At 58.8% G+C, this 22,299-nt stretch carries 18 protein-coding genes; 10 read left to right on the top strand and 8 right to left on the bottom strand.

Going from position 1 to position 22,299, the window contains the following annotated elements; all coding sequences use genetic code 11:
* The first annotated feature begins 265 nt into the window (after positions 1 to 265).
* A complete protein-coding gene (locus GVK32_RS05230) occupies positions 266 to 805 on the top strand; it encodes a glycine zipper 2TM domain-containing protein (RefSeq protein WP_052698707.1) in 540 nt (179 codons plus the stop codon).
* Positions 806 to 859: 54 nt separating this feature from the next.
* Here GVK32_RS05230 and GVK32_RS05225 read toward each other — a convergent pair whose 3' ends face one another.
* Both GVK32_RS05225 and GVK32_RS05220 read right to left on the bottom strand, forming a co-directional pair.
* A complete protein-coding gene (locus tag GVK32_RS05225) occupies positions 860 to 3,046 on the bottom strand; it encodes a TonB-dependent siderophore receptor (RefSeq protein ID WP_159872791.1) in 2,187 nt (728 codons plus the stop codon).
* 263 nt (positions 3,047 to 3,309) lie between these two features.
* Positions 3,310 to 3,945: a TetR/AcrR family transcriptional regulator gene (locus GVK32_RS05220; RefSeq protein ID WP_159872793.1), complete on the bottom strand. Its 636-nt coding sequence runs from the start codon at positions 3,943 to 3,945 to the stop codon at positions 3,310 to 3,312.
* A gap of 250 nt (positions 3,946 to 4,195) precedes the next feature.
* Here GVK32_RS05220 and bhsA point away from each other — a divergent pair, with 250 nt between their 5' ends.
* Complete coding sequence (gene bhsA, locus GVK32_RS05215) at positions 4,196 to 4,453, top strand: multiple stress resistance protein BhsA (protein ID WP_041144985.1); 258 nt, start codon at positions 4,196 to 4,198, stop codon at positions 4,451 to 4,453.
* Between the two features lie 303 nt (positions 4,454 to 4,756).
* Here bhsA and GVK32_RS05210 read toward each other — a convergent pair whose 3' ends face one another.
* Positions 4,757 to 5,719, bottom strand: a complete 963-nt coding sequence (locus GVK32_RS05210; RefSeq protein ID WP_159872795.1) for a L,D-transpeptidase family protein — start codon at positions 5,717 to 5,719, stop codon at positions 4,757 to 4,759.
* Positions 5,720 to 5,881: 162 nt separating this feature from the next.
* Positions 5,882 to 9,328, bottom strand: a complete 3,447-nt coding sequence (gene mfd / locus GVK32_RS05205; RefSeq protein WP_159872797.1) for a transcription-repair coupling factor — start codon at positions 9,326 to 9,328, stop codon at positions 5,882 to 5,884.
* 352 nt (positions 9,329 to 9,680) lie between these two features.
* Between mfd and lolC the strand changes: the two genes are divergently transcribed.
* From lolC to GVK32_RS05170, 7 genes are all read left to right on the top strand, one after another.
* Entirely contained in the window at positions 9,681 to 10,880 is a 1,200-nt protein-coding gene (lolC, locus tag GVK32_RS05200) for a lipoprotein-releasing ABC transporter permease subunit LolC (protein WP_159872799.1), read from the top strand.
* Entirely contained in the window at positions 10,873 to 11,574 is a 702-nt protein-coding gene (gene lolD, locus GVK32_RS05195) for a lipoprotein-releasing ABC transporter ATP-binding protein LolD (RefSeq protein ID WP_041144989.1), read from the top strand. The genes lolC and lolD overlap by 8 nt, the downstream gene beginning before the upstream one ends.
* Positions 11,574 to 12,818 carry a lipoprotein-releasing ABC transporter permease subunit LolE gene (gene lolE / locus GVK32_RS05190; protein ID WP_159872801.1) on the top strand — a complete coding sequence of 415 codons (1,245 nt, stop codon included), beginning with the start codon at positions 11,574 to 11,576 and terminating at the stop codon, positions 12,816 to 12,818. Before lolD ends, lolE begins: the two co-directional genes overlap by 1 nt.
* Before the next feature lie 73 nt (positions 12,819 to 12,891).
* Positions 12,892 to 13,803: an N-acetylglucosamine kinase gene (gene nagK / locus GVK32_RS05185; RefSeq protein ID WP_159872803.1), complete on the top strand. Its 912-nt coding sequence runs from the start codon at positions 12,892 to 12,894 to the stop codon at positions 13,801 to 13,803.
* A gap of 14 nt (positions 13,804 to 13,817) precedes the next feature.
* Positions 13,818 to 14,642 carry a Sir2 family NAD+-dependent deacetylase gene (gene cobB / locus GVK32_RS05180; RefSeq protein ID WP_041144992.1) on the top strand — a complete coding sequence of 275 codons (825 nt, stop codon included), beginning with the start codon at positions 13,818 to 13,820 and terminating at the stop codon, positions 14,640 to 14,642.
* Between the two features lie 188 nt (positions 14,643 to 14,830).
* A complete protein-coding gene (locus tag GVK32_RS05175; RefSeq protein WP_123707445.1) occupies positions 14,831 to 15,124 on the top strand; it encodes a hypothetical protein in 294 nt (97 codons plus the stop codon).
* A 107-nt stretch (positions 15,125 to 15,231) separates the two neighbouring features.
* A complete protein-coding gene (locus GVK32_RS05170; protein ID WP_159872805.1) occupies positions 15,232 to 16,863 on the top strand; it encodes a long-chain fatty acid--CoA ligase in 1,632 nt (543 codons plus the stop codon).
* Here GVK32_RS05170 and potD read toward each other — a convergent pair.
* The 4 genes from potD to potA all read right to left on the bottom strand — a co-directional run bounded on the left by potD (position 16,860) and on the right by potA (position 20,734).
* Positions 16,860 to 17,906, bottom strand: a complete 1,047-nt coding sequence (gene potD / locus GVK32_RS05165) for a spermidine/putrescine ABC transporter substrate-binding protein PotD (protein ID WP_159872807.1) — start codon at positions 17,904 to 17,906, stop codon at positions 16,860 to 16,862. The two genes, GVK32_RS05170 and potD, sit on opposite strands and share 4 nt — an antisense overlap.
* Before the next feature lie 80 nt (positions 17,907 to 17,986).
* On the bottom strand, positions 17,987 to 18,778 hold the full coding sequence (gene potC, locus GVK32_RS05160) for a spermidine/putrescine ABC transporter permease PotC (RefSeq protein ID WP_159872809.1): 792 nt from the start codon (positions 18,776 to 18,778) through the stop codon (positions 17,987 to 17,989).
* Positions 18,775 to 19,632 carry a spermidine/putrescine ABC transporter permease PotB gene (gene potB, locus GVK32_RS05155; protein ID WP_123551227.1) on the bottom strand — a complete coding sequence of 286 codons (858 nt, stop codon included), beginning with the start codon at positions 19,630 to 19,632 and terminating at the stop codon, positions 18,775 to 18,777. Before potB ends, potC begins: the two co-directional genes overlap by 4 nt.
* Entirely contained in the window at positions 19,616 to 20,734 is a 1,119-nt protein-coding gene (potA, locus tag GVK32_RS05150) for a spermidine/putrescine ABC transporter ATP-binding protein PotA (RefSeq protein WP_132510963.1), read from the bottom strand. The genes potB and potA overlap by 17 nt, the downstream gene beginning before the upstream one ends.
* 274 nt (positions 20,735 to 21,008) lie before the next feature.
* Between potA and pepT the strand changes: the two genes are divergently transcribed.
* A complete protein-coding gene (pepT, locus tag GVK32_RS05145; protein WP_159872811.1) occupies positions 21,009 to 22,241 on the top strand; it encodes a peptidase T in 1,233 nt (410 codons plus the stop codon).
* Positions 22,242 to 22,299: the final 58 nt, after the last annotated feature.

The raw sequence follows: 22,299 nt of genomic DNA, 5'->3' as shown, positions 1-22,299 counted from the left end.
GGGTCCTCGGGCGCTCCGCTCCCGGATGACGGCGTTGATGCCTTCTCCGGGTTCGCGGAGCGCGCCGAGCTGTCGCCTGGTCAGATAACGCGCTGCCGGGCGATTATCCGGAATATCGTCTTGTAAGATTCGCTATATCCTCTCGGATTCCTCTGAATCCCCGCGGTTTGCTGCAGATCCTCGCATTTTTCATCCGCTTTCTCATTTGCAAGCTCCCCGGGTAGATAGCAAAATTATTGCTATCAGCAACAACGGAGGATGCCCCGTGAATAAATCAATGTTGGCGGGTATAGGGATTGGCGTGGCAGCCGCGCTGGGCGTGGCAGCTGTCGCCGGTCTGAACGTACTGGATCGCGGACCGCAGTATGCGCAGGTGGTCTCCAGTACGCCGATTAAAGAAAGTGTTAAAACGCCGCGTCAGGAGTGCCGCAACGTCACCGTAACCCACCGTCGTCCGGTACAGGATGAAAACCGTATTGCCGGTTCGGTGCTCGGCGCGGTTGCCGGCGGGGTTATCGGCCACCAGTTTGGCGGCGGCCGTGGCCGCAGCGTTGCCACCGTCGTGGGCGCGCTGGGCGGCGGCTATGCCGGTAACCAGATTCAGGGATCGATGCAGGAAGGCGATACCTACACCACCACGCAGCAGCGCTGCAAAACGGTGTATGACAAATCGGATAAAATGCTGGGCTATGACGTCACGTACAAAATTGGCGGACAGCAGGGCAAGATTCGCATGGAACATGACCCCGGCACGCAAATTCCGCTGGATAGTAACGGTCAGCTGATCCTGAATAACAAAGCGTAAAAAAGACGTTTATTGATATTTGCCCCTCACGCTCAGGGTGAGGGGCTTTTTTTATCAGAAGCTCAGGGCGTAGTTCAGACCAAAGGTGCGGCCGCGGCCTTTGTATTCATACAGTGAGCTGCTGCCGTAGGTTGGGCTGTAGAGCAGCGGCGCGCGCTGGCCCCAGATGGTGACGTAGTCTTCGTTCAGCAGGTTTTCGATGCTGAAGGTCAGCTTACCCAGCGGCAGCGCGTAGCTGCCGATAAAGTCGACGGTATTGTAGCCATCAAGCTTGTTGCCGCTGGCGTCGCTAAGATCGAACACCTGCTGCGTTTGCACGCGCAGCGCCCACGGATCCGGCGCCCAGCCGACCCAGGCGGTGGCTTTCGACGGTGAGGCCAGGGTCACATCCCATTTCTGCCAGCTGCCTTCGCTCTTCACCTGCGATTTCAGGACGTTGAAGTTAGCTCCTGTGCTCCAGTCGCTCTGCGGGAAGGCGTAATCCACCGCCCCTTCAACGCCGTAAATGCGCCGCTTATCGGACTCTACGTCAATCGTCATATCGGTGCGGTTGACGACGATGGTTTTGTCCGACGTTGAGTAGTAGGCCGCCAGCTGCGTGCGCAGGCTGTCGCCGGTGTAGCGCCAGCCCAGCTCGTAAGAGTTAACTTTTATCCCCTGCAGCGGCGAGTCGCCGACGTTGACGCTCGACAGCAGCGGAAGGTTGCCGTTAACGGCGGCGCCGTATTTACCGATGCCGTAGTATTTACCCGGATCCGGCAGCTCGACGCCCTGGGAGAAGTTAAACCAGGTCTGCTGACGGTCGGTAATGTGGGCGACAATCCCGGCATTAAACAGGAAGTTATCGTAATCGGTTTTTCCACCGGGAATGGCGTCCGCCGAGCGGGCTTTCCCGTTGGCGACGTCCTGCTGCTGCGCATAGCCGACAAAATCATTCACCCGGTTTTCCGTCCACTGGTAGCGCACGCCGCCGCTGACGGTGAAGATATCGTTCAGGTCATAGCTGCTCTGCAGAAACGGGGCGAGATTGGTGATGCTGTAGCCCGGGTAGCGGCCGGTGGTGTAGATGGCCTGATTATTCAGCCCACCGGAGGCCATCGATTCGTTGAGGTCGAAGAACATCTGGTTGGCGTTGAAGGTTTCATGATCGGCGTCGAGCCCCCAGGTCAGGTCCCAGCCCTCCAGCGGCTGGCTGTTGAGGGTAATTTTGGCTCCGTACTGATCGGTATCCTGCTTAGAGGAGGAGAAGCTGCTGACCTGGCCCTTAGCGAGGGTCGGGAAGGGGTAGAAGGTCAGGGATTCGTCGCGATAGTAGATCTGGCTGACCAGATTCTGACCGTAGAAGTCGGCGTCGGAATACTGGAGGCTTATCAGGTGGCGCTCGGTACCGGGTACGCGGTCGGAGTCCAGCCCGTCGGTGGTGTAGGCCTTGCCGTCGCCGGTGACCGCCGACATGTTTTTCCCCAGGTACAGGCCGTAGTCGTCGCCCTGGCTTTTATAGTACTGCGTTACCAGCTGGAGCTGGCGACTTTCGTCGATGTCGATGGTACCGGTGCCCATCACGTCGAGGCGATCGGAGTGCTGTAAGCCGGTCTGGGTATTATCGAGGATCAGCGCATCGTTATTGCCGTCATACCAGCCGCCAAAGCGCTGATAAGCCACCGATAATCTGCCGGAGGCGTGGTCGGTACCGCCGCTCACCGCCGCCGCCACCCGCTCATCATGATCGTTGCTGTTAGCAAAACCCGTTTTGCCGCCCAGTTCGAGATCGACCTGGCGATCCTGCTGGCCTTTTTTGGTCACAATATTGATCAGGCCGCCGGTACTGCCGCCGCCGTACAGCGAGGTGGCGCCGGAGATGACCTCGATATGTTCAATGTTGAACGGGTCGATGGCGTCGAGCTGACGGCTGTCGGTGCGGGAGGAGTTTAGCCGCACGCCGTCGATCAGCACCACGATCGCGCGGCCGCGCATATTCATCCCGTAGTTTGTCCGTCCCTGGCTGCTGACGTCGATGCCTGGAATGAGCTGCGCCAGCACATCTTTGAACTCTTTGCCGCCCTGAACCTGCTGTTCAATTTCGTGACCTTCAATAACCCAGGTGGTCTGCGCCATTTCGGCAACGGTACGGTGCGTACGGTTGGCGCTAACGATAAGGTTTTCTTCGGCCGCCTGGGTGCTAAAGACGGGGAGGGTGGTAGCCAGCAGCAGTGGGTTAAGCACCCAGAGACGCGTGTTCATTCGCATTCCTTTTATGAGTTAATTGCTCTGTTGTTAAGCATTGTTGTTCTATTTTTTCGGCGCGGGTGCACCGATTGTTACAGGGTGAAATATTTTGAAAAACTCAAATGCGAATTCTGCACGTAGTGATTATTGTTATCAATATCATTTACAGCAAGTTAACACTTAAAGGTGTGAAAACATTAGTAAAAATGAGGGTAAGGCAGAGGATGGTACGGGGAGACGCAGGCCCGGTGACTGAGATCACCGGGCAGCGGAGCGGGTCAGTGCTGAAGGATTTGCGGCCACAGGCGCAGGGTGGTCTCGGCAATTTGCATTAATTTGCTGAAATCGGCGCCTTCGCGAGCGCTGATCGACATCCCCTGCAGGACGCAGTTTAAGAACTGCGCGAGCTGGCGAACGTCGCCGTTTTCCGGAAGCTCGCCGCGCAGCTGACGCTGCTGCAGAAACTGGGCCAGGGTCTGCTCCTGCTTCGCATGGCGCGATTTGATGGTGTTGGCGATATCGGTAGAGGAGGCCGCCAGCGCCGCGGAGGTGTTGATCATAAAGCAGCCTGCCGGGGTATCTTTACTGGTAAAGCAGGTGGCGATCGCGGTGAAATAGTCCCGCAGGGCCTGGTCGACCGACTTCTCTTCGTCAAACAGCTGCGCTTCGTGTTTGGCGGCAAAGCGCGAGATATAGCGATCGAGCACCGCGCGAAACAGCCCTTCTTTATTGACGAATTCGGCGTAGAGCGTAGGGGCCTTTGCCCCGGTGGCTTCCACCAGGTCGGCAAGGGAGGTTGCCTCATACCCATGCTGCCAGAACAGTGTCATGGCCTTATCCAGCGCCGCTTCCTTGTCGAACACTTTAGGTCGGCCACGGCTTTTTTTTGTGCAACTTTGAACGTCAGTTGTCATGATGCCGCCTGTACCTATGTTGGTTTGTTGAAGGGCCATTATAAAAATAAACGGCGTAACCTGCCAGCAGAGTCAGTCTAAAAATAAATAATTCATATATATATGAATTTTAAGTTGTTTATAAATAATTAAACGATTGTTATAAAAATGCGTTGACGTGTGATTCAGGTCACATTATTATTTACCTATCGATCGTTAAGTTAATTCTTGCGACCCTAATAAAAAAATCATCTGCATAGGTATAATAATCATGAAAACCATCAAAACTCTGACCCTCGCTGCCGTACTAAGCTCACTCTCTTTCGCAAGCTTTGCCGCCGTTGAAGTGCAATCCACTCCTGCTGGCCAGCAAAAAATCGGCACCGTTTCCGCTTCCGCCGGCACTAACCTGGGCTCTCTGGAAGACCAACTGGCGCAGAAAGCTGAAGAAATGGGCGCAACTTCATTCCGCATTACGTCGGTAACCGGTCCTAACACCCTGCACGGGACTGCGGTTATCTACAAATAAGCTGTTCCCTCTGTCATGCCACTGACAAACGCGGTTCTGACCCCTTTATCAGGCCGCGGTAGTAAGCAGTAAGTTGTTCCCCTGTTATGCCAATATTGCGAAGCGGTCCCCACCCCTTATGGGACCGCGATTCGCTATCTGAGTGCTCAGCTACTGTCCTAAAAAAGCACCACCAGAAATGATGCCCGTCAGCAGCACTGCTGACGGGCATTTTTGCGATAAACGTAAGGAAAGAGGAGAACGTGCAGTCAGGCGGTCTGTTCTACCCGTCCCCGACAAGCGAAGTCAGGCACAACGGAGCGATTACAGCGCCTGCCCGGCGTCCGGGTGATGGCGGGTCACGTCAATCGGCATGCCCGAACGCAGTTCGATAGCGCGCTCCATAACCGGCCGATCGGTCAGCGGCGCCTGCTTGAAGGCCAGCATTTCGGCGCTAAGCACGATGGGCAGCGTCTGCGGATCGTCATCAAGGTGCTTCGATAGCGGCTGATGAATCTCGACCAGCCGGCTGCCGTTTGGCTCAACGGAAGTCTTAATCGGCGTGTTGATAATATTCACCCGGGTTCCGGGGGTAATTTTATTGAACAGCGTCTTAATATCATTATCGCGCAGGCGAATGCAGCCCGAGCTTACGCGCATACCGATGCCGAAATCGGCGTTGGTGCCGTGCAGCAGATAGACGCCGCCGTAGGCCGCCAGGCGGATCGCGTGGTGCCCCATCGGGTTATCCGGCCCGGCGGGAACCACGGCAGGCAGCTCGATGCCCATCGCCTTGTAGCGGGCACGGATATTGGCAGTCGGCGTCCAGGTCGGGTTGGCGCGCTTATCCGACACGGTCGTGACCATCGTTGGCGTGAGGGTATCGCCCCCGAGCTGGCCGATACCGATAGGGTAGACGGTCACCTCACTCTTGCCCGGCGGATAGTAGTACAGACGAAGTTCGGCGAGATTAATCACCAGCCCTTCGCGTGGCGCGTCCGGCAGCAGCGTCTGCAGCGGAATGGTCAGCACGCTGCCGGCGCGGGGAACGTAGGGATCGACGCCGGGGTTGGCCTGCAGGAGCGCCAGAAAACCGACGTTATACTTTTTGGCAATGGCTTCCAGCGACCCGCCGTTATCCTGCACCACGTGGAACTGATTTTGCCCCACCAGACGGCTTCCCGGCGGCGGTAAAGGCCAGGTGTTAGCATGGGCCGGAAGCGCCAGCGCGGCGACAACGGCAACCAGCGCCAGCCACAGAGAGATACGCGAAGAGTGTATAGCCATAATAAGTAAGAGGTTATTTTTCTACGAAAACAGAGACAAATTATGGCGCGGGGGAGTGTGGGGAAACCCTGGCGGATTGCAAAACATTTGTAAAGTTTGCTGAATGTGTCGGATAAAAAATGGATACGATGAATGTCACCGTATCCATTTTCTCCGTCACGGTCAGGCGACGGCGTTCTCTTCCAGCTGGCGCATAAACTGGCGAACCCACTCCATGCGCGTTTTCCGCTCGGCGAGATCCTGCATAAACTTCAGCCGCGTCGGCCCGTCAAGGCGGAAGTGCTGCGGCTGTTTCTGCAGCAGGCCAATCAGCCACACCGGGTTGACGTGGTTCTTTTCGTTAAACTCGATCATGCCGCCTTTTTCGTTCCCCTCCAGCTTGCGAATGCCAAGCTTCTGCGCCTTCTGGCGCAGACGGGCGATATCCAGCAGATTTCTGGCCGCGTCCGGCAGCAGGCCGAAGCGGTCGATAAGCTCAACCTTGATCTCCTCCAGCTCGTGTTCGCTTTTAGCGCTGGCGATGCGCTTGTAGAACGAGAGTCGGGTATTCACATCCGGGATAAAGTCGTCCGGCAGCAGGGAAGGCATCCGCAGTTCGACCTCCGTTTGCTGGCTGGTCAGGTCTTCCAGCGACGGCTCGCGCCCGGCCTTCAGGGCATCAACGGCGTTCTCCAGCAGCTCCATATACAGCGAGAAGCCGATGGTGGTCATCTGTCCGCTCTGGTCTTCGCCCAGCAGCTCGCCGGCGCCGCGAATTTCCAGATCGTGGGTTGCCAGGGCGAACCCGGCGCCGAGGTCCTCCAGCGAGGCGATCGCTTCCAGACGCTTTTGCGCATCGGTGGACATCGCCTTCGGATGCGGAGTCAGCAGCCAGGCATAGGCCTGATGGTGTGATCGCCCGACGCGCCCGCGCAGCTGGTGCAGCTGAGCAAGGCCGAAATGATCGGCACGCTCGATGATGATCGTATTGGCGGTCGGGATATCGATCCCGGTTTCAATAATGGTGGTGCAGACCAGCACGTTAAAGCGCTGGTGGTGGAAATCGTTCATCACCCGCTCAAGTTCGCGTTCGCGCATCTGCCCGTGGCCGATGGCGATGCGGGCCTCGGGCACCAGCTCGGCCAGGCGGTCGGCGGCTTTCTGGATGTTTTCCACGTCATTGTAGAGATAGTAGACCTGGCCGCCGCGCAGTATTTCACGCAGCATAGCCTCGCGTACCACCAGCGCATCGTACTCGCGAACGAAGGTTTTCACCGCCAGACGGCGCGCCGGCGGAGTGGCGATAATCGACAGATCGCGCATGCCGCTCATGGCCATATTCAGGGTCCGCGGGATCGGCGTCGCGGTGAGCGTCAGAATGTCGACATCGGCGCGCATGGCCTTGATGCGCTCCTTATGCCGCACGCCGAAGCGGTGTTCCTCATCGACGATCAGCAGCCCAAGATCGCGCAGCTTCACTTCGCTCTGCAGCAGCTTGTGGGTGCCGATCAGAATATCGATTTTGCCCTCGGCCGCCTGTTCCAGAATCTGCGCCTGTTCTTTGGCGCTGCGGAAGCGAGACAGCATTTCGATGCGCACCGGCCAGTTGGCGAAGCGATCGCGGAAGTTGTCGAAGTGCTGCTGAGCGAGCAGGGTCGTCGGCACCAGCACCGCCACCTGCTTATGATTTTCTACCGCCAGGAAGGCGGCGCGCATGGCAACTTCGGTTTTACCAAAGCCCACGTCGCCGCAGACCAGACGGTCCATCGCCAGCGGCTGGCACATATCGCTCAGCACCGCGTTGATGGCCTGAGCCTGATCGGGGGTGGTTTCAAACGGGAAGCCGTCGCAAAAGAGCTGATACTGTTCGCGATCGTGCTTAAAGGCAAACCCGGATTTGACCGCGCGCTGGGCATAAATATCCAGCAGCTCCGCCGCCACGTCGCGCACCTTCTCCGCCGCTTTTTGCCGCGCTCGCGCCCAGGCGTCGCCGCCGAGCTTGTGCAGCGGGGCGCTCTCCTCCGCGCCGCCGGCATAGCGGCTAATCAGATGGAGCGAGGAGACCGGGACGTACAGTTTGGCGTCATTGGCGTAGGTGAGCATCAGGTATTCACCCTTGATGCCGCCGGCCTCGAGGGTGGTCATTCCCGCATAGCGGCCGACGCCGTGCTCAAGATGCACCACCGGCTGGCCGATATGCAGCTCCGCGAGGTTGCGAATCAGGGTATCGGGGTTGATGGTGCGCCGTGAATCCTGGCGTCGGCGCGCCACGCGCTCGCCCAGCAGATCGCTTTCACAAATCAGCGCCAGGCCGCGCGGGCTATCGATAAAGCCGTGCTCGGCGGCGCCAATCATCAGATAGCGGCCGCTGCCGGTCGCCTCTTCGAGACGCAGGATATGCTTGGGCGCAACCTTAATGCGTGCCAGCATTTCGCCCAACGCTTCGCGACGGCCCTCGCTCTCGACCGAGAAGATAACCGGCCCGCTGAAGGATTCGAGGAAGCGGCGCAGGTTATCCAGCGGCGCTTTGTTCTGCGCCTGAATCGCCAGCTCCGGCAGCTTCTGATAGCCGAGGTTGGTATGGGCCGCTTTCTCCGCCAGGCGGTCGGTTTTTAACTGCACGCGCGGCCATTTTTTCAGCTCGCTGAACAGCTCATCGCTGCGCAGCCAGAGCAGCTCCGGCGGCAGCAGCGGGCGCATTGGGTCAACGCCGCGGCTCTCAAAGCGGGCGTGAGTTTCGCTCTGGAAACGTTCGGCGCTGGCTTCCAGCTCGCCGGTATTGACGATCAGCGTGTTCGCCGGGAAATAGCTAAACAGCGGCGGCAGGGGCTCGTTGAAAAACAGCGGCTGCCAGTATTCGATGCCGGTGGGCAGGGTGCCTTTGCTGACCTGCTGATAAATATGCTCGGCATCGCGCTTGACCTCGAAGCGATCGCGCCACTGGCTGCGGAACAGTTCGATGGCGGCCTGATCGGTCGGGAATTCGTGGGCGGGCAGCAGATTGATCGCCGCCACCTCTTCGAGCGTGCGCTGGCTGTCAACGTCAAACAGGCGCAGGCTGTCTATCTCATCATCGAAGAAATCGAGGCGATACGGCTGTTCGCTGCCCATCGGGTAGAGGTCGAGCAGGGCGCCGCGGATCGCGTATTCGCCGTGCTCCATGACCTGATCGACGTGGCGATAGCCCGCGCTATCCAGCTGCTCGCGCAGGGTATCCCGCGACAGGCGCTGGCCTTTTTTCATCACCAGCGCGTGGCCGTGCAGGTAGTTATGCGGACAGACGCGCTGCATCAGCGTGCTGACCGGTACGATAAGCACGCCGCGCTGCATGGTCGGCAGCTGGTAAAGGGTCGCCAGACGGGAGGAGATAATATCCTGATGCGGCGAGAAGCTATCGTAGGGCAGAGTTTCCCAGTCCGCCAGGGCGATGACCATGCTGTCGGTAAACTGCCGAATTTCATCATTCAGGCGCAGGGCGTTTTGCATATCGGGGGCGACGAGGATCACCGGGCCGTCGTGGCGCTCGGTCATTTCTGCGACCAGAGTCGCGCAGGCCGCGCCGGTGAGTTCGCCGAGCTGCCGCTGATCGCCGGGTTTGACCGGCAGTGAGTATCGATATTGTTGAGACATAGCGGTTGTCAGGATCCCTTAGAGCCTATCCCATTAGGCTTTTTTATTTGCCAGCAAAGTACGCCTACCGCAATAGGCTCTGAGTGATTCGCTCTACGATGTAGGGGCAAATCGCTGATATTCAATGCCTCTGATTATCCGCGATTGGCCTTAATTCGCCAACCTGAATGACAAAAGGATGTTCGTTTGCGGGGAAAGATTCTGCTAGATAAGAACTGACATATCAAATATCCGATTGATTTATCTTTACTTTTTCTCCGCCTGGCGACAAAAACTTACCGTTTCAGTGATTTACGCGTTGTGCTATGGCATATATACTCGTGCATCGGCTATCAGCAACCAGATGGAATACATGTACCAACCTGCCGCACTCTTTATCGGCCTTCGCTACATGCGCGGGCGCGCAGCCGACCGCTTCGGTCGTTTCGTCTCCTGGCTTTCAACCATTGGCATTACGCTCGGCGTGATGGCGCTGGTGACCGTCCTGTCGGTGATGAACGGCTTTGAACGCGAGCTGCAGAACAACATCCTGGGGCTGATGCCGCAGGCCATTCTTAGCGCCCAGCAGGGCTCAATCAATCCGCAAACGCTGCCGGAAAGCGCCGTGAAGCTGCAGGGCGTCAGCCGGGTCGCACCGCTGACCACCGGCGACGTGGTGCTGCAAAGCGCGCGCAGCGTCGCGGTTGGGGTAATGCTCGGCATCGACCCGGCGCAAAAAGATCCGCTGACGCCATACCTCGTTAACGTCAAGCAGAGCGACCTGCAGGCCGGGAAATATAACGTTATTCTCGGCGAGCAGCTGGCCGGCCAGCTCGGGGTTAATCGCGGCGACCAGATCCGCGTGATGGTGCCGTCCGCCAGCCAGTTTACGCCGATGGGCCGCGTGCCGAGCCAGCGCCTGTTTAACGTTATCGGCACCTTCGCCGCCAGTAGCGAAGTCGACGGCTACCAGATGCTGACCAATATCGACGACGCGTCGCGCCTGATGCGCTACCCGCTGGGAAATATTACCGGCTGGCGCCTGTGGCTCAACCAGCCGCTGCAGGTGGATACGCTCAGCCAGCAAGCCCTGCCTGAAGGCACGAAGTGGCAGGACTGGCGCGAGCGCAAGGGCGAGCTGTTCCAGGCCGTGCGGATGGAAAAAAATATGATGGGCCTGCTGCTGAGCCTGATTGTGGCGGTGGCGGCCTTTAATATCATCACCTCGCTCGGGATGATGGTGATGGAAAAGCAGGGCGAGGTGGCTATCCTGCAAACCCTCGGCCTGACGCCGCGGCAGATTATGCTGGTCTTTATGGTACAGGGCGCCAGCGCCGGTATCGTCGGCGCGCTGCTCGGCGCGCTGTTCGGCGTGCTGCTCGCCAGCCAGCTGAACAATTTGATGCCGATTATCGGCGCGTTTCTTGACGGCGCCGCGCTGCCGGTTGCCATCGAACCGCTGCAGGTGACGATGATTGCGCTGGTGGCGATGGTGCTGGCATTGTTGTCGACGTTGTATCCTTCCTGGCGCGCTGCCGCCACCCAACCCGCTGAGGCTTTACGTTATGAATAAGATCCTGCTGCAATGCGACAATCTGTGCAAACGCTATCAGGAAGGCAACGTGCAAACGGACGTGCTGCACGATGTCAGCTTCAGCATTGAAGAGGGCGAGATGATGGCGATTGTCGGCACCTCGGGTTCCGGCAAAAGTACGCTCCTGCATCTGCTCGGCGGCCTCGATACGCCGACCTCGGGCGACGTTATTTTCTCCGGCCAGCCGATGAGCCAGCTCTCCGCCGCAGCCCGCGCCGACCTGCGCAACCGCGAGCTGGGCTTTATCTATCAGTTCCACCACCTGCTGCCGGATTTCACCGCCCTCGAAAACGTGGCGATGCCGCTGCTGATCGGCAAGCAGAAGGCGGCCGATATCGAACGCCAGGCAAAAGAGATGCTGCGCGCGGTCGGCCTTGAGCACCGCAGCAGCCACCGTCCGTCCGAGCTCTCCGGCGGCGAACGCCAGCGCGTGGCGATTGCCCGCGCGCTGGTTAACAAGCCGCGGCTGGTGCTGGCGGATGAGCCGACCGGTAACCTTGACGCCCGCAATGCCGACAGCATCTTCCAGCTGCTGGGCGAGCTCAATATCGCACAGCGCACCGCTTTCCTGGTGGTGACCCACGATCTGCAGCTGGCCAAACGGATGAACCGTCAGTTGGAGATGCGTGATGGCCACCTGAACGCGGAACTGACCCTGATGGGGGCCGAGTAATGGCCTCTCCGTTATCCCTATTGATCGCCCTGCGCTTTAGCCGGGGCCGTCGACGCGGCGGCATGGTATCGCTTATTTCGGTGATTTCGACCGTCGGCATTGCGCTGGGCGTGGCGGTGCTGATCGTCGGCCTGAGCGCCATGAACGGCTTTGAGCGCGAGCTCAATAACCGCATTCTGGCGGTGGTTCCCCACGGGGAAATCGAGCCGGTTAAGCAGCCCTGGAGCAACTGGAACGAGGCGCTGGCGAAGGTTGAGAAGGTCAAGGGCATCGTTGCGGCAGCGCCCTATATCAACTTTACCGGGCTGGTGGAGAGCGGCAGCAACATGCGCGCCATTCAGGTCAAGGGCGTCGATCCTCAGCAGGAGAGCCGCCTGAGCTCGCTGCCGACCTTCGTGCAGAATAACGCCTGGGCCGGTTTTAAGCCCGGCGAGCAGCAGATTATTTTAGGCAAGGGCGTCGCCGATGCCCTGCACGTTAAGCAGGGCGACTGGGTATCGATAATGATCCCGAACTCCGACGCCGAGCACCAGCTGCTGCAGCCGAAACGCGTCAGGCTGCACGTCAGCGGGATCCTGCAGCTGAGCGGCCAGCTCGATCACAGCTTCGCCATGATCCCGATGCCGGATGCTCAGCAGTATCTGGATATGGGCAGCAGCGTCACCGGGATCGCGATTAAAGTCACCGACGTCTTCCACGCCAACACCCTGGTGCGCGACGCCGGTGAAGTCACCAACAGTTACGTCTATATCAAGAGCTGGATCGGCACCTACGGCTATATGTATCGCGATATCCAGATGATCCGCGCCATTATGTATCTCGCGATGGTACTGGTTATCGGCGTTGCCTGCTTTAACATCGTTTCCACCCTGGTAATGGCGGTGAAAGATAAAAGCAGCGATATTGCGGTGCTGCGCACGCTCGGCGCGAAAGACGGCCTGATCCGCGCGATTTTCGTATGGTATGGTTTACTTGCCGGTTCGGTCGGAAGCCTGATCGGGGTCGCTATTGGCGTGGTTTGCGCGCTGAAGCTGACGTCGATTATTAACGGCCTTGAATCCCTGATTGGGCATAAATTCCTCTCCGGCGACATCTATTTTATCGACTTCCTGCCGTCTGAACTGCACTGGCTGGACGTCATTTACGTGCTGGTGACGGCACTGTTGCTGAGTTTGCTGGCCAGCTGGTATCCCGCCCGCCGCGCCAGCCGCATTGACCCGGCGAGGGTGCTGAGTGGCCAGTAATTTATCGTCATGACCCGCTAATGCGCTTCATTTTGCAAGGTGAAGCGCAGGGTTAGAAAGAGGAATTGCTGAAATGTATTACGGATTTGACATTGGCGGCAGCAAGATTGCGTTGGGCGTATTTAACAAGGAGCGGCGGCTGCAGTGGGAAAAGCGCGTCGCCACTCCGCAAGCGAGTTATGAAGATTTTCTCCAGGCGGTAGAGGCGCTGGTGCTTGAGGCGGACGCCCGCTTCGATTGCCAGGGCTCAGTCGGGATCGGCATTCCGGGAATGCCGGAGACCGCGGACGGCACTCTGTACGCCGCCAACGTGCCTGCCGCCAGCGGTAAACCGCTGCGCGCCGACCTCAGCGCCCGGCTGGGGCGTGAGGTGCGTCTGGATAACGACGCCAACTGTTTTGCGCTCTCGGAAGCCTGGGACGACGAGTTTACCCGCTATCCGCTGGTAATGGGGCTGATTCTCGGCACCGGCGTCGGCGGCGGCCTGATCCTCAACGGCAAATCGATTACCGGACATAGCTATATCACCGGCGAATTTGGCCATATCCGCCTGCCGGTGGATGCGCTGGAGGTGGTGGGGCGTGATTTTCCGCTGACCCGCTGCGGCTGCGGCCAGCTGGGCTGCATCGAAAACTACCTTTCCGGCCGCGGCTTTGCCTGGCTATACCAGCACTTTTATCACCAATCCCTGACCTCACCCGAAATCGTCGCGCTGTGGCAGCAGGGCGATGAAAAAGCGCGCGCCCACGTCGAGCGCTATCTTGACCTGCTGGCGGTGTGTCTGGGTAATATTTTAACCATCGTTGACCCGGATCTGCTGGTAGTTGGCGGAGGATTGTCTAACTTTACTGCAATAACCGAAGGGCTGGCGCAGCGCCTGCCGCGTCACTTACTTCCCGTTGCCCGGGTGCCTCGGATTGAGCGGGCGCGCCACGGCGATGCGGGAGGAATGCGCGGTGCGGCCTTCCTTCATTTGACTGATTAATCACAGAGGTAGCTATGTTGTCGCGCCGCTTACATCGATTGAGCCGTTTTCGCCGCAATAAACGACGCCTGCGCGAGCGACTGCGTCAGCGAATTTTCTTTAAAGAGGATAAGGTGGCTCCGGAAACGATGGAAAAACCCAGGGTAGTGGTGCTCACCGGCGCAGGCATTTCCGCTGAGTCGGGGATTAAAACCTTCCGCGCGGCCGACGGCCTGTGGGAAGAACATCGGGTGGAAGACGTGGCGACGCCGGAAGGTTTTGCCCGCGATCCCGCGCTGGTGCAGGCGTTTTACAACGCCCGCCGTCGTCAGCTGCAGGGGCAGGATATCGCCCCTAACGCCGCGCATCTGGCGCTGGCGCGGCTGGAAGAGGCGCTGGGGGATCGTTTTGTGCTGGTGACGCAGAATATCGACAACCTGCACGAGCGTGCCGGCAACCGCCGGGTTATCCACATGCACGGCGAGCTGCTGAAAGTGCGCTGTTCGTGGAGCGGACAGGTGCTGGAGTGGACCGGGGACGTCACCGTGGACGACAAGTGCCACTGCTGTCAGTTCCCGGCGCCGCTGCGCCCGCACGTGGTCTGGTTTGGCGAGATGCCGCTGGGAATGGACGACATTTACAGCGCGCTGGCCGATGCCGATATTTTCATCGCCATCGGCACTTCCGGGCACGTCTATCCGGCGGCGGGCTTCGTTCATGAGGCCCGCCTGCAGGGGGCGCATACGGTTGAGCTCAACCTTGAGCCGAGCCAGGTGGGCAGCGAGTTTGCCGAAAAACGCTATGGCCTCGCAAGCCAGGTGGTACCGGAGTTTATCGACCAGCTGCTCAAAGATCTCTGATCGCGCGACGCGGATCTCAGGGCCGGAGGGCGTTATCGGATAGCGTCCTCCGGCGTATTGCCGGTCGGCGCTCCCGGCATTATCGTCTGAGGTTGTGGAATTGATGCGATGATGTGACAGGGAAAACAGTATTGCGTGCTCTTTTATGACATCTTCTTACATTCTTGCAACGGGAAGGGAGTGTAAGCATGCGCACAGAGTATTTTGACTACCTGATCCTCGGGGATGAGCATCACGGCGAGATCTACAGCGGCGTTAAAACCCACCGTCTTGAAGTTCGTTCGAAATACCCGCTGGCGAATCATGCCCATTCCCCTGCCGAAGAGGCCTCAGGCTCCCAGCCGCGCATGGTGAATTACAACGTCCACGAATATCCAGCCCAGGATGGCCGCTTCTATATGGTGGCGACGAACTATCCGCTGAGCGATTTTGACGTGGAAGATGCGCTGATTAAATCGCGGGCGCATCCCGTGCGCGCCTGATCTCTGGCCGCGAAACCGAATCCAGATAATTTGCATCATCCCCTAAGGCGCCCGTATCGGCGCTTTTTTTTGCCCGAAAAGCGCGCCGACGCCGCGGAGGACCTGCCATGCACCCATCGATGATGTATCAGGATTTAACCACCGGAACGTTAATCAATCACGCGGCGCGCTATCATGCCGATAGCGAAATCGTCTCCGTGTCCACGGGCGGGGAGACGGAGTACAGCAGCTGGGGAGCGGTGGCGGATAACGCGCGCCGCCTGGCGTTCGCCGTCGATCGGCTGGGCATCCCCGCCGGCGCCCGCTGCGCTACCCTGGCGTGGAATAATCGCCGTCATCTGGAGATCTATTTCGCCATCGGCTCGGGAGGTCGGGTTACCCATACCCTCAACCCGCGGCTGTCGATTGAGCACCTGACTTTTATCATCAACGACGCCGAGGACCAGGTGCTGTTTTTTGACGCCACCTTCCTGCCGCTGCTGCGCCAGCTGCGGCCCCATCTGCCCACCGTGCGCTACTTTGTGCTGATGGAAGCCCGCAGCGAAGAGGCGCTCAGCGAGCTCGATTCGCTGCTGTTTTACGATGAGCTGCTGGCCTCAGGGGATCCCGGCTATGACTGGCCGGCGCTGAGCGAAACCACCCCCGCATCGCTGTGCTACACCTCGGGCACCACGGGGAAACCCAAAGGGGTGCTCAATACCCATCGTTCGCTGGTGCTGCACGCGCTGAGCGGCAATCAGCCCGATGCCGCCGGGATCTCCGCCAGCGACTCCCTGCTGCCGGTGGTGCCGATGTTTCACGTCAACGCCTGGGGTACGCCGTTTATCGCCGCGATGGTCGGGGCGCGTCTGGTGCTGCCGGGGCCGCATCTCGACGGCGAGAGCCTGCTGCGGCTGCTGAGCGCTGAGCGGGTCAGCGTGGCCTTTGGCGTGCCGGTGATTTGGGCCGGTCTGCTGGCGGCGCTGCGCAAATCGGATATCCGCCTGCCCTGTTTTAAACGCTCGTTCGTCGGCGGTTCCGCGCTGCCTCCCTCGATGGCGGAGGCGTTTCGCCGCGACTACGGTATCGAGCTGATCCACGCCTGGGGGATGACCGAAACGTCGCCCATCGGCACCATCAATACGCCGCTGGGTAAACATCAGGCGCTGACCGAGGCGCAGCGCCAGCGGGTGGCCGAGGGGCAGGGAAGGGCTATCTTTGGCATCGATCTGCGGGTGGTGGACATCGACGGAGAGCCGCTGCCCGACGATGGTGAAAGCCGCGGATATCTGCAGGTCCGCGGGCACTGGGTGGTGGCCAGCTACTTTGGCCGCAGCGAAACGGCGCTTACCGACGACGGCTGGTTTGATACCGGCGATATCGGCACCGTCGATGAGAACGGCTATCTGGTCGTTCAGGATCGGGCTAAAGATATCATCAAGTCCGGCGGGGAGTGGATCTCAACGGTGGAGCTGGAAAATATTGCGCTTGCCCACCCGGCCATTCGCAGCGCGGCGGCGATTGCCGCGCAGCATCCGCGCTGGGATGAGCGTCCGGTGCTGCTGTGCGTCAGGGCGGAAGGGGGAGAGGTCGAGGAGCAGGCGCTGCTGGCGTGGTACCAGCAGCGGGTGCCGAAATGGCAGGTACCGGACCGCATCGTTTTCATAGATGCCCTGCCGGTGAGCGCCACCGGCAAGGTCCTGAAGAATCAGCTGCGGGCCGAATTCGGCCAGATACTGATGCGCGAGCCGCGGGATTAACGACCGGCCTTAAGCTTTTGATAATACTCTTCGTACAGGGTGCTGGCGCTGCCGACGTCGTTCTGCCATTCGCCTTTCTGGATCGTTTCCGCATCCGGGTAGAGTGACTTATCGTTGGCAACGCTCGGGCTGAGCATCCGGCGCGCGGCGAGGTTCGGCGTCGGATAGCCGATGGTCTCGGCAACCTGTTTGGCGACGTCCGGGCGCAGCAGGAAGTTGATAAGCTTCAGCGCGCCGTCGACGTTTTTGGCATTGGCCGGAATCGACAGGCTATCCATCCAGAAGATGCCGCCTTCTTTCGGCCATACCACCTCCAGCGGCGTCCCGGCCTGGCGAGCAACAAACGCCGAGCCGTTCCATACCATACCGAGATTCACTTCCCCTTCCATATACGGGTTCGCCGGGTTATCCGAATTGAACGCCGCAACGTTTGGCATCAGCTTTTTCAGTTCATTATACGCGGCGGCAATCTCTTTCGGATCGGTGGTGTTGCCGGAATAGCCCAGCTTGCGCAGCGCAATCTGGAACACCTCCCGGGCATCGTCGGTCAGCAGCAGGCTGCTTTTGTACTCGGGCTTCCACAGGTCGGCCCAGCTGGTCACGGTTTTAGGATCGATGGCGTCGCTGTTTACGCCGATCGCCGTTGCGCCCCAGATATAGGGAATGGAGTAGTCGTTATTCGGGTCGAACGGCTTATTCAGCATCTGCGGATCGAGGTTGCTTAAATTGGTCAGCTTGCTCTTATCGATCTTCTGCAGCATACCCTCTTTGCGCATCTTATCGACGAAATAGGTCGACGGCACCACCAGGTCGTAGGCGCCGTCTTTATAGGTTTTGAGCTTGGCGTACATGGTTTCATTCGACTCGTAGGTCGAATAGATAACCTTGATCCCGGTCTCTTTGGTGAACTGTTCCAGCAGCCCCGGCGGCACGTATTCGGTCCAGTTATAGAAATAGAGCGTTTTGCTATCGTCCGCGTGCGCGGCGCTCATCCCGACTGCCAGAGCACCCGCTGCGAGCAGGTGGCGTGACCATTTTTTCATTTAACGTCCCCTGGTTTAAGCCTGTTCAGCAGGCTATGGTAGTTGCCGGTCCGGGACGAGGCCCGAACCGGCTGCAGTAATCAGGCCCGTTTGGCTGAGCCTTTGGTGCCGTCGCGGGCAATGAGCTGGCTGGCGACAACCATCACCAGCGACAGAATCAGCAGGATGGTTGCCAGCGCGTTCACCTCCGGCGACACGCCCACTTTGACCATCGAGTAGATCTTCAGCGGCAGTATTTCGTAGCCCGGTCCGGTGACGAACGATGACACCACGACGTCATCCATCGATAGCGTAAAGCTCAGCAGCCATCCCGCCGCCACCGCCGGCAGCGCCAGCGGCAGGATTATCTTGCGCAAAATGGTTAACTCGCTGGCGCCGAGATCCTTCGCGGCTTCCAGCATCCGCACGTCGAACCCCTTGAGCCGCGAAAACACCGTCACCACCACGAAGGGCAGGCAGAAGGTGATATGCGAGAACAGCAGCGACCAGAAGCCCAGCTGAATGCCAATCAGCATAAACAGCACCAGCAGGGAGATTGCCATCACGATATCCGGCGACATCATCACCACAAACAGCATTCCGCTGACGAACGGCTTACCGCGAAAGCGGTAGCGGTAGAGCGCAACGGCGGTCAGCGAACCGATAAGGGTGGCAAAGGTCGCCGACAGCACCGCCATGGTGAGCGAGTGCTGCGCGGCCTGCAGCAGGCTGTCGTTGTTCATCAGCAGGCTATACCAATGGGTGGTAAACCCCTGCCAGCTGATGCCGAAGCGCGAACTGTTAAACGAGTTAACGATCAGAATAATAATGGGAATGTAGAGATACGCGTAAATGGCGGTCATAAAACCGCCGCGCAGCAGTCGACCGATCATTCCAGCTCCACCTTGTTGTTAAGCAGCCTTGCCGCGCGCCAGTAAATCAGCAGCATCAGGCCCATCACGAGGGTTAACGTAATGCTGGTGGCGGCGCCAAACGGCCAGTCGCGAATATTGAGGAATTGGCTCTTAATGACGTTGCCGATCAGCAGGTTCTTCGCGCCGCCCATCAGGTCGGAAACGTAGAACAGCCCCATCGCCGGCAGCATCACCAGCAGGCAGCCGGCGATAATCCCCGGCATGGTCAGCGGGATAATAATGCGGATAAAGGTTTGCAGCCGGCTGGCGCCGAGGTCCTTCGCCGCTTCCAGCAGCGGGCGATCCAGCTTCTCAATGCTGGAGTAGAGCGGCATCACCATAAACGGCAGCAGAATGTAGACCAGGCCGATAATCACCGCCGACGGGGTGTACATGATGCGCAGAGGCGTTTCAATAACCCCCAGCCACAGCAGAAACTCGTTGAGGTAGCCCTTGGTGCTGAGAAAGATTTTCAGCCCGTAGATGCGGATCAGCGAGTTGGTCCAGAACGGGACGATCAGCAGAAACAGCAGCAGCGGACGGACCTTTTCCGGCAGCCTGGCGAGAAACCAGGCAAAGGGGTAGCCGAGCAGCAGGCAGGCGAGCGTCGCCATCAGCGCCATATTCAGCGAGTGCAGCAGCACGGCGTAATAGAGCGGATCCAGCAGGCGCGCATAGTTATCCAGCGTAAAGACCAATTTGACGAAGTTAGCGTCGTCGCGGGTCAAAAAGCTGGTGCCGATAATCATCAGGTTGGGCAGGAAAACAAACAGCACCAGCCAGCCGACGATGGTGGCAATCACCACATTTTGGAATTTACTGGTGTTCTTCATTAGCCAGTACAACCTCCCAGCTCTCGACCCAGTTGATGGCCATTTTCTGGTCAAGCGGGTGGTCAAAGTCGGGATCGTCCTCGTTAAAGAATTCGCTGACCAGCACCATTTTGCCGTTTTCCAGTTCGACCACCGATTCCAGGGTCATGCCTTTGTAATTGCGCTCGCGGATGTAGCCTATCAGACCATCGGCTTCGCTGGCGTCGTGAACCTCATCGACGCGCAGATCCTCAGGACGCAGCATGACGTTCAGCGACTGCCCCTGCTCAACGGCAAAGTTAACGTAGATATTGCATTCGCGGCCTTCAACGCAGGCGCGGACGCGCTGCTCGTCGAGGCGTTCAATCACCGTTGCGCTAAAGATATTGATCTCGCCGATAAAGCTGGCAACAAACAGGTTCTTCGGCTCTTCGTAAATTTCGCGCGGGGTGCCGTCCTGCTCAATTTTGCCATCGCGCATCACCACGATGCGATCGGACATCGTCAGCGCCTCTTCCTGATCGTGGGTGACGAAGACGAAGGTGATGCCGAGCTTGCGCTGGAGCGCTTTGAGCTCGTTTTGCATCTGCTTGCGCAGCTTGTAGTCCAGCGCTGAGAGGGATTCATCGAGCAGCAGCAGGCGCGGCTTGTTGACCACCGCTCTGGCAATGGCTACGCGCTGCTGCTGGCCGCCGGAGAGCTGGTGCGGCTTGCGCTGGGCAAACTCCTCCAGCTGCACCATGCGCAGGGCGTCGACGACGCGGGGCGCTATCTGCGCCGCCGGCGTTTTTTGCATCCGCAGGCCGAAGGCGACGTTTTCGAACACCGTCATATGCGGGAACAGGGCGTAGCTTTGAAAGACGGTATTGACGTGACGGTGTTCCGCCGGAACGTGGGTGATATCGTGGTCTTCGAGATGAATGTGTCCGCTATCGACATTTTCCAGCCCGGCAATAAGACGGAGAACGGTTGTTTTACCGCAGCCAGAAGGGCCAAGCAGAGTGAGAAACTCACCGTTATTGATGGTCAGATTCAGATCGGCGATAACCGTTTTGCCATCAAAGCTTTTGCCAATTCCCGCCAGCTGAACCAGCGGAGAACGTGAACGCGGTTGTATATTCAATTTTTGACTCTGTCCCGTGTAGACGCAGCGGAAGGCTTACCGATGCGGGGTTTGTGGTTAACCACCTTTGGGGCTGCACATAATTAATAAGGGCAAGCATTCTACGGCAAAGGTTACCGATCGCCAATCCTTGTCGTCTGCAGATAGCTTACCTTTACAACATTACGCGAGTTAATGTATTAAATTCCTGTTTGCCGGGTTAAAAATGACCTGACGCAATATTTGTCTTTTCGGGCTTATCAATAATGTTGTCACAAAAGATGAGGGTGGCCACATGGATAAATTGCTTGAGCGTTTTTTACAGTACGTTTCTTTAGACACGCAGTCGAAGGCCGGCGTGCGTCAGGTTCCGAGCACGGAAGGGCAGTGGAAGTTGTTGCGCCTGCTGCAGGCGCAGCTGGAAGAAATGGGGCTGGTTAACGTGACGCTAAGCGAGAAAGGGACGGTGATGGGGACCCTGGCCGCGAACGTGGCGGGGGATATTCCGCCCATTGGCTTTATCTCCCACGTCGATACCGCGCCTGACTTCAGCGGCAAGCACGTCAGTCCGCAAATTGTCGAAAACTACCGCGGCGGTGATATTGCCCTCGGCATCGGCGACGAGGTGCTCTCGCCGGTGATGTTCCCCGTGCTGCATCAGCTGCTGGGGCAAACGCTGATCACCACCGATGGCAAAACGCTGCTCGGCGCGGACGATAAGGCCGGCATTGCCGAGATTATGACCGCGCTGGCGACGCTGAAGGCGAAAAATATTCCCCACGGCGATATCCGCGTGGCGTTTACCCCCGACGAAGAGGTGGGGAAAGGGGCGAAGCACTTCGACGTTGCCGCCTTCAACGCGCGCTGGGCCTACACCGTTGACGGCGGCGGCGTCGGCGAGCTGGAGTTTGAAAACTTCAACGCCGCCTCGGTGACCATTAAAATCGTCGGCAATAACGTTCACCCCGGCACCGCCAAAGGGGTGATGGTTAACGCCCTGTCGCTGGCGGCAAGAATTCATGCTGAAGTCCCGGCCGATGAGGCGCCGGAAACCACCGAAGGCTATGAAGGCTTTTACCACCTGTCGACTATCAAGGGCAGCGTTGACCGCGCCGAGATGCACTACATTATCCGCGATTTTGACCGCAAGCAGTTTGAAGCCCGCAAGCGCAGGATGATGGAGATCGCCAAAAAGGTCGGCAAAGGGCTGCATCCGGACTGCTATATCGAGCTGGTGATTGAAGACAGCTACTACAACATGCATGAAAAGGTGATCGCGCATCCGCACGTCGTGGAGATTGCCCGCCAGGCGATGGTCGATTGCCATATCGAACCGGAAATGAAGCCCATTCGCGGCGGCACCGACGGGGCGCAGCTCTCTTTTATGGGCTTGCCCTGCCCGAACCTGTTTACCGGCGGCTATAACTACCACGGCAAGCATGAGTTCGTGACGCTGGAAGGGATGGAGAAGGCGGTACAGGTTATCGTGCGTATAGCCGAGCTGACGGCAAAGCGGGGCGCGCAGTAGCGCCCGGCTGAACCGGGCTGCCGGCAGCGCGCTCGGAGCCCGTAGCCCGGCCCGCAGG

Origin of the sequence: Klebsiella sp. 18074 (genome assembly GCF_902705905.1) — a bacterium.
In the GTDB taxonomy this organism is placed as follows: Bacteria; Pseudomonadota; Gammaproteobacteria; order Enterobacterales; family Enterobacteriaceae; genus Klebsiella; species Klebsiella terrigena.
Note: the sequence above shows the minus strand (reverse complement) of the source record. Positions and strands in the feature narration are given on the sequence as shown.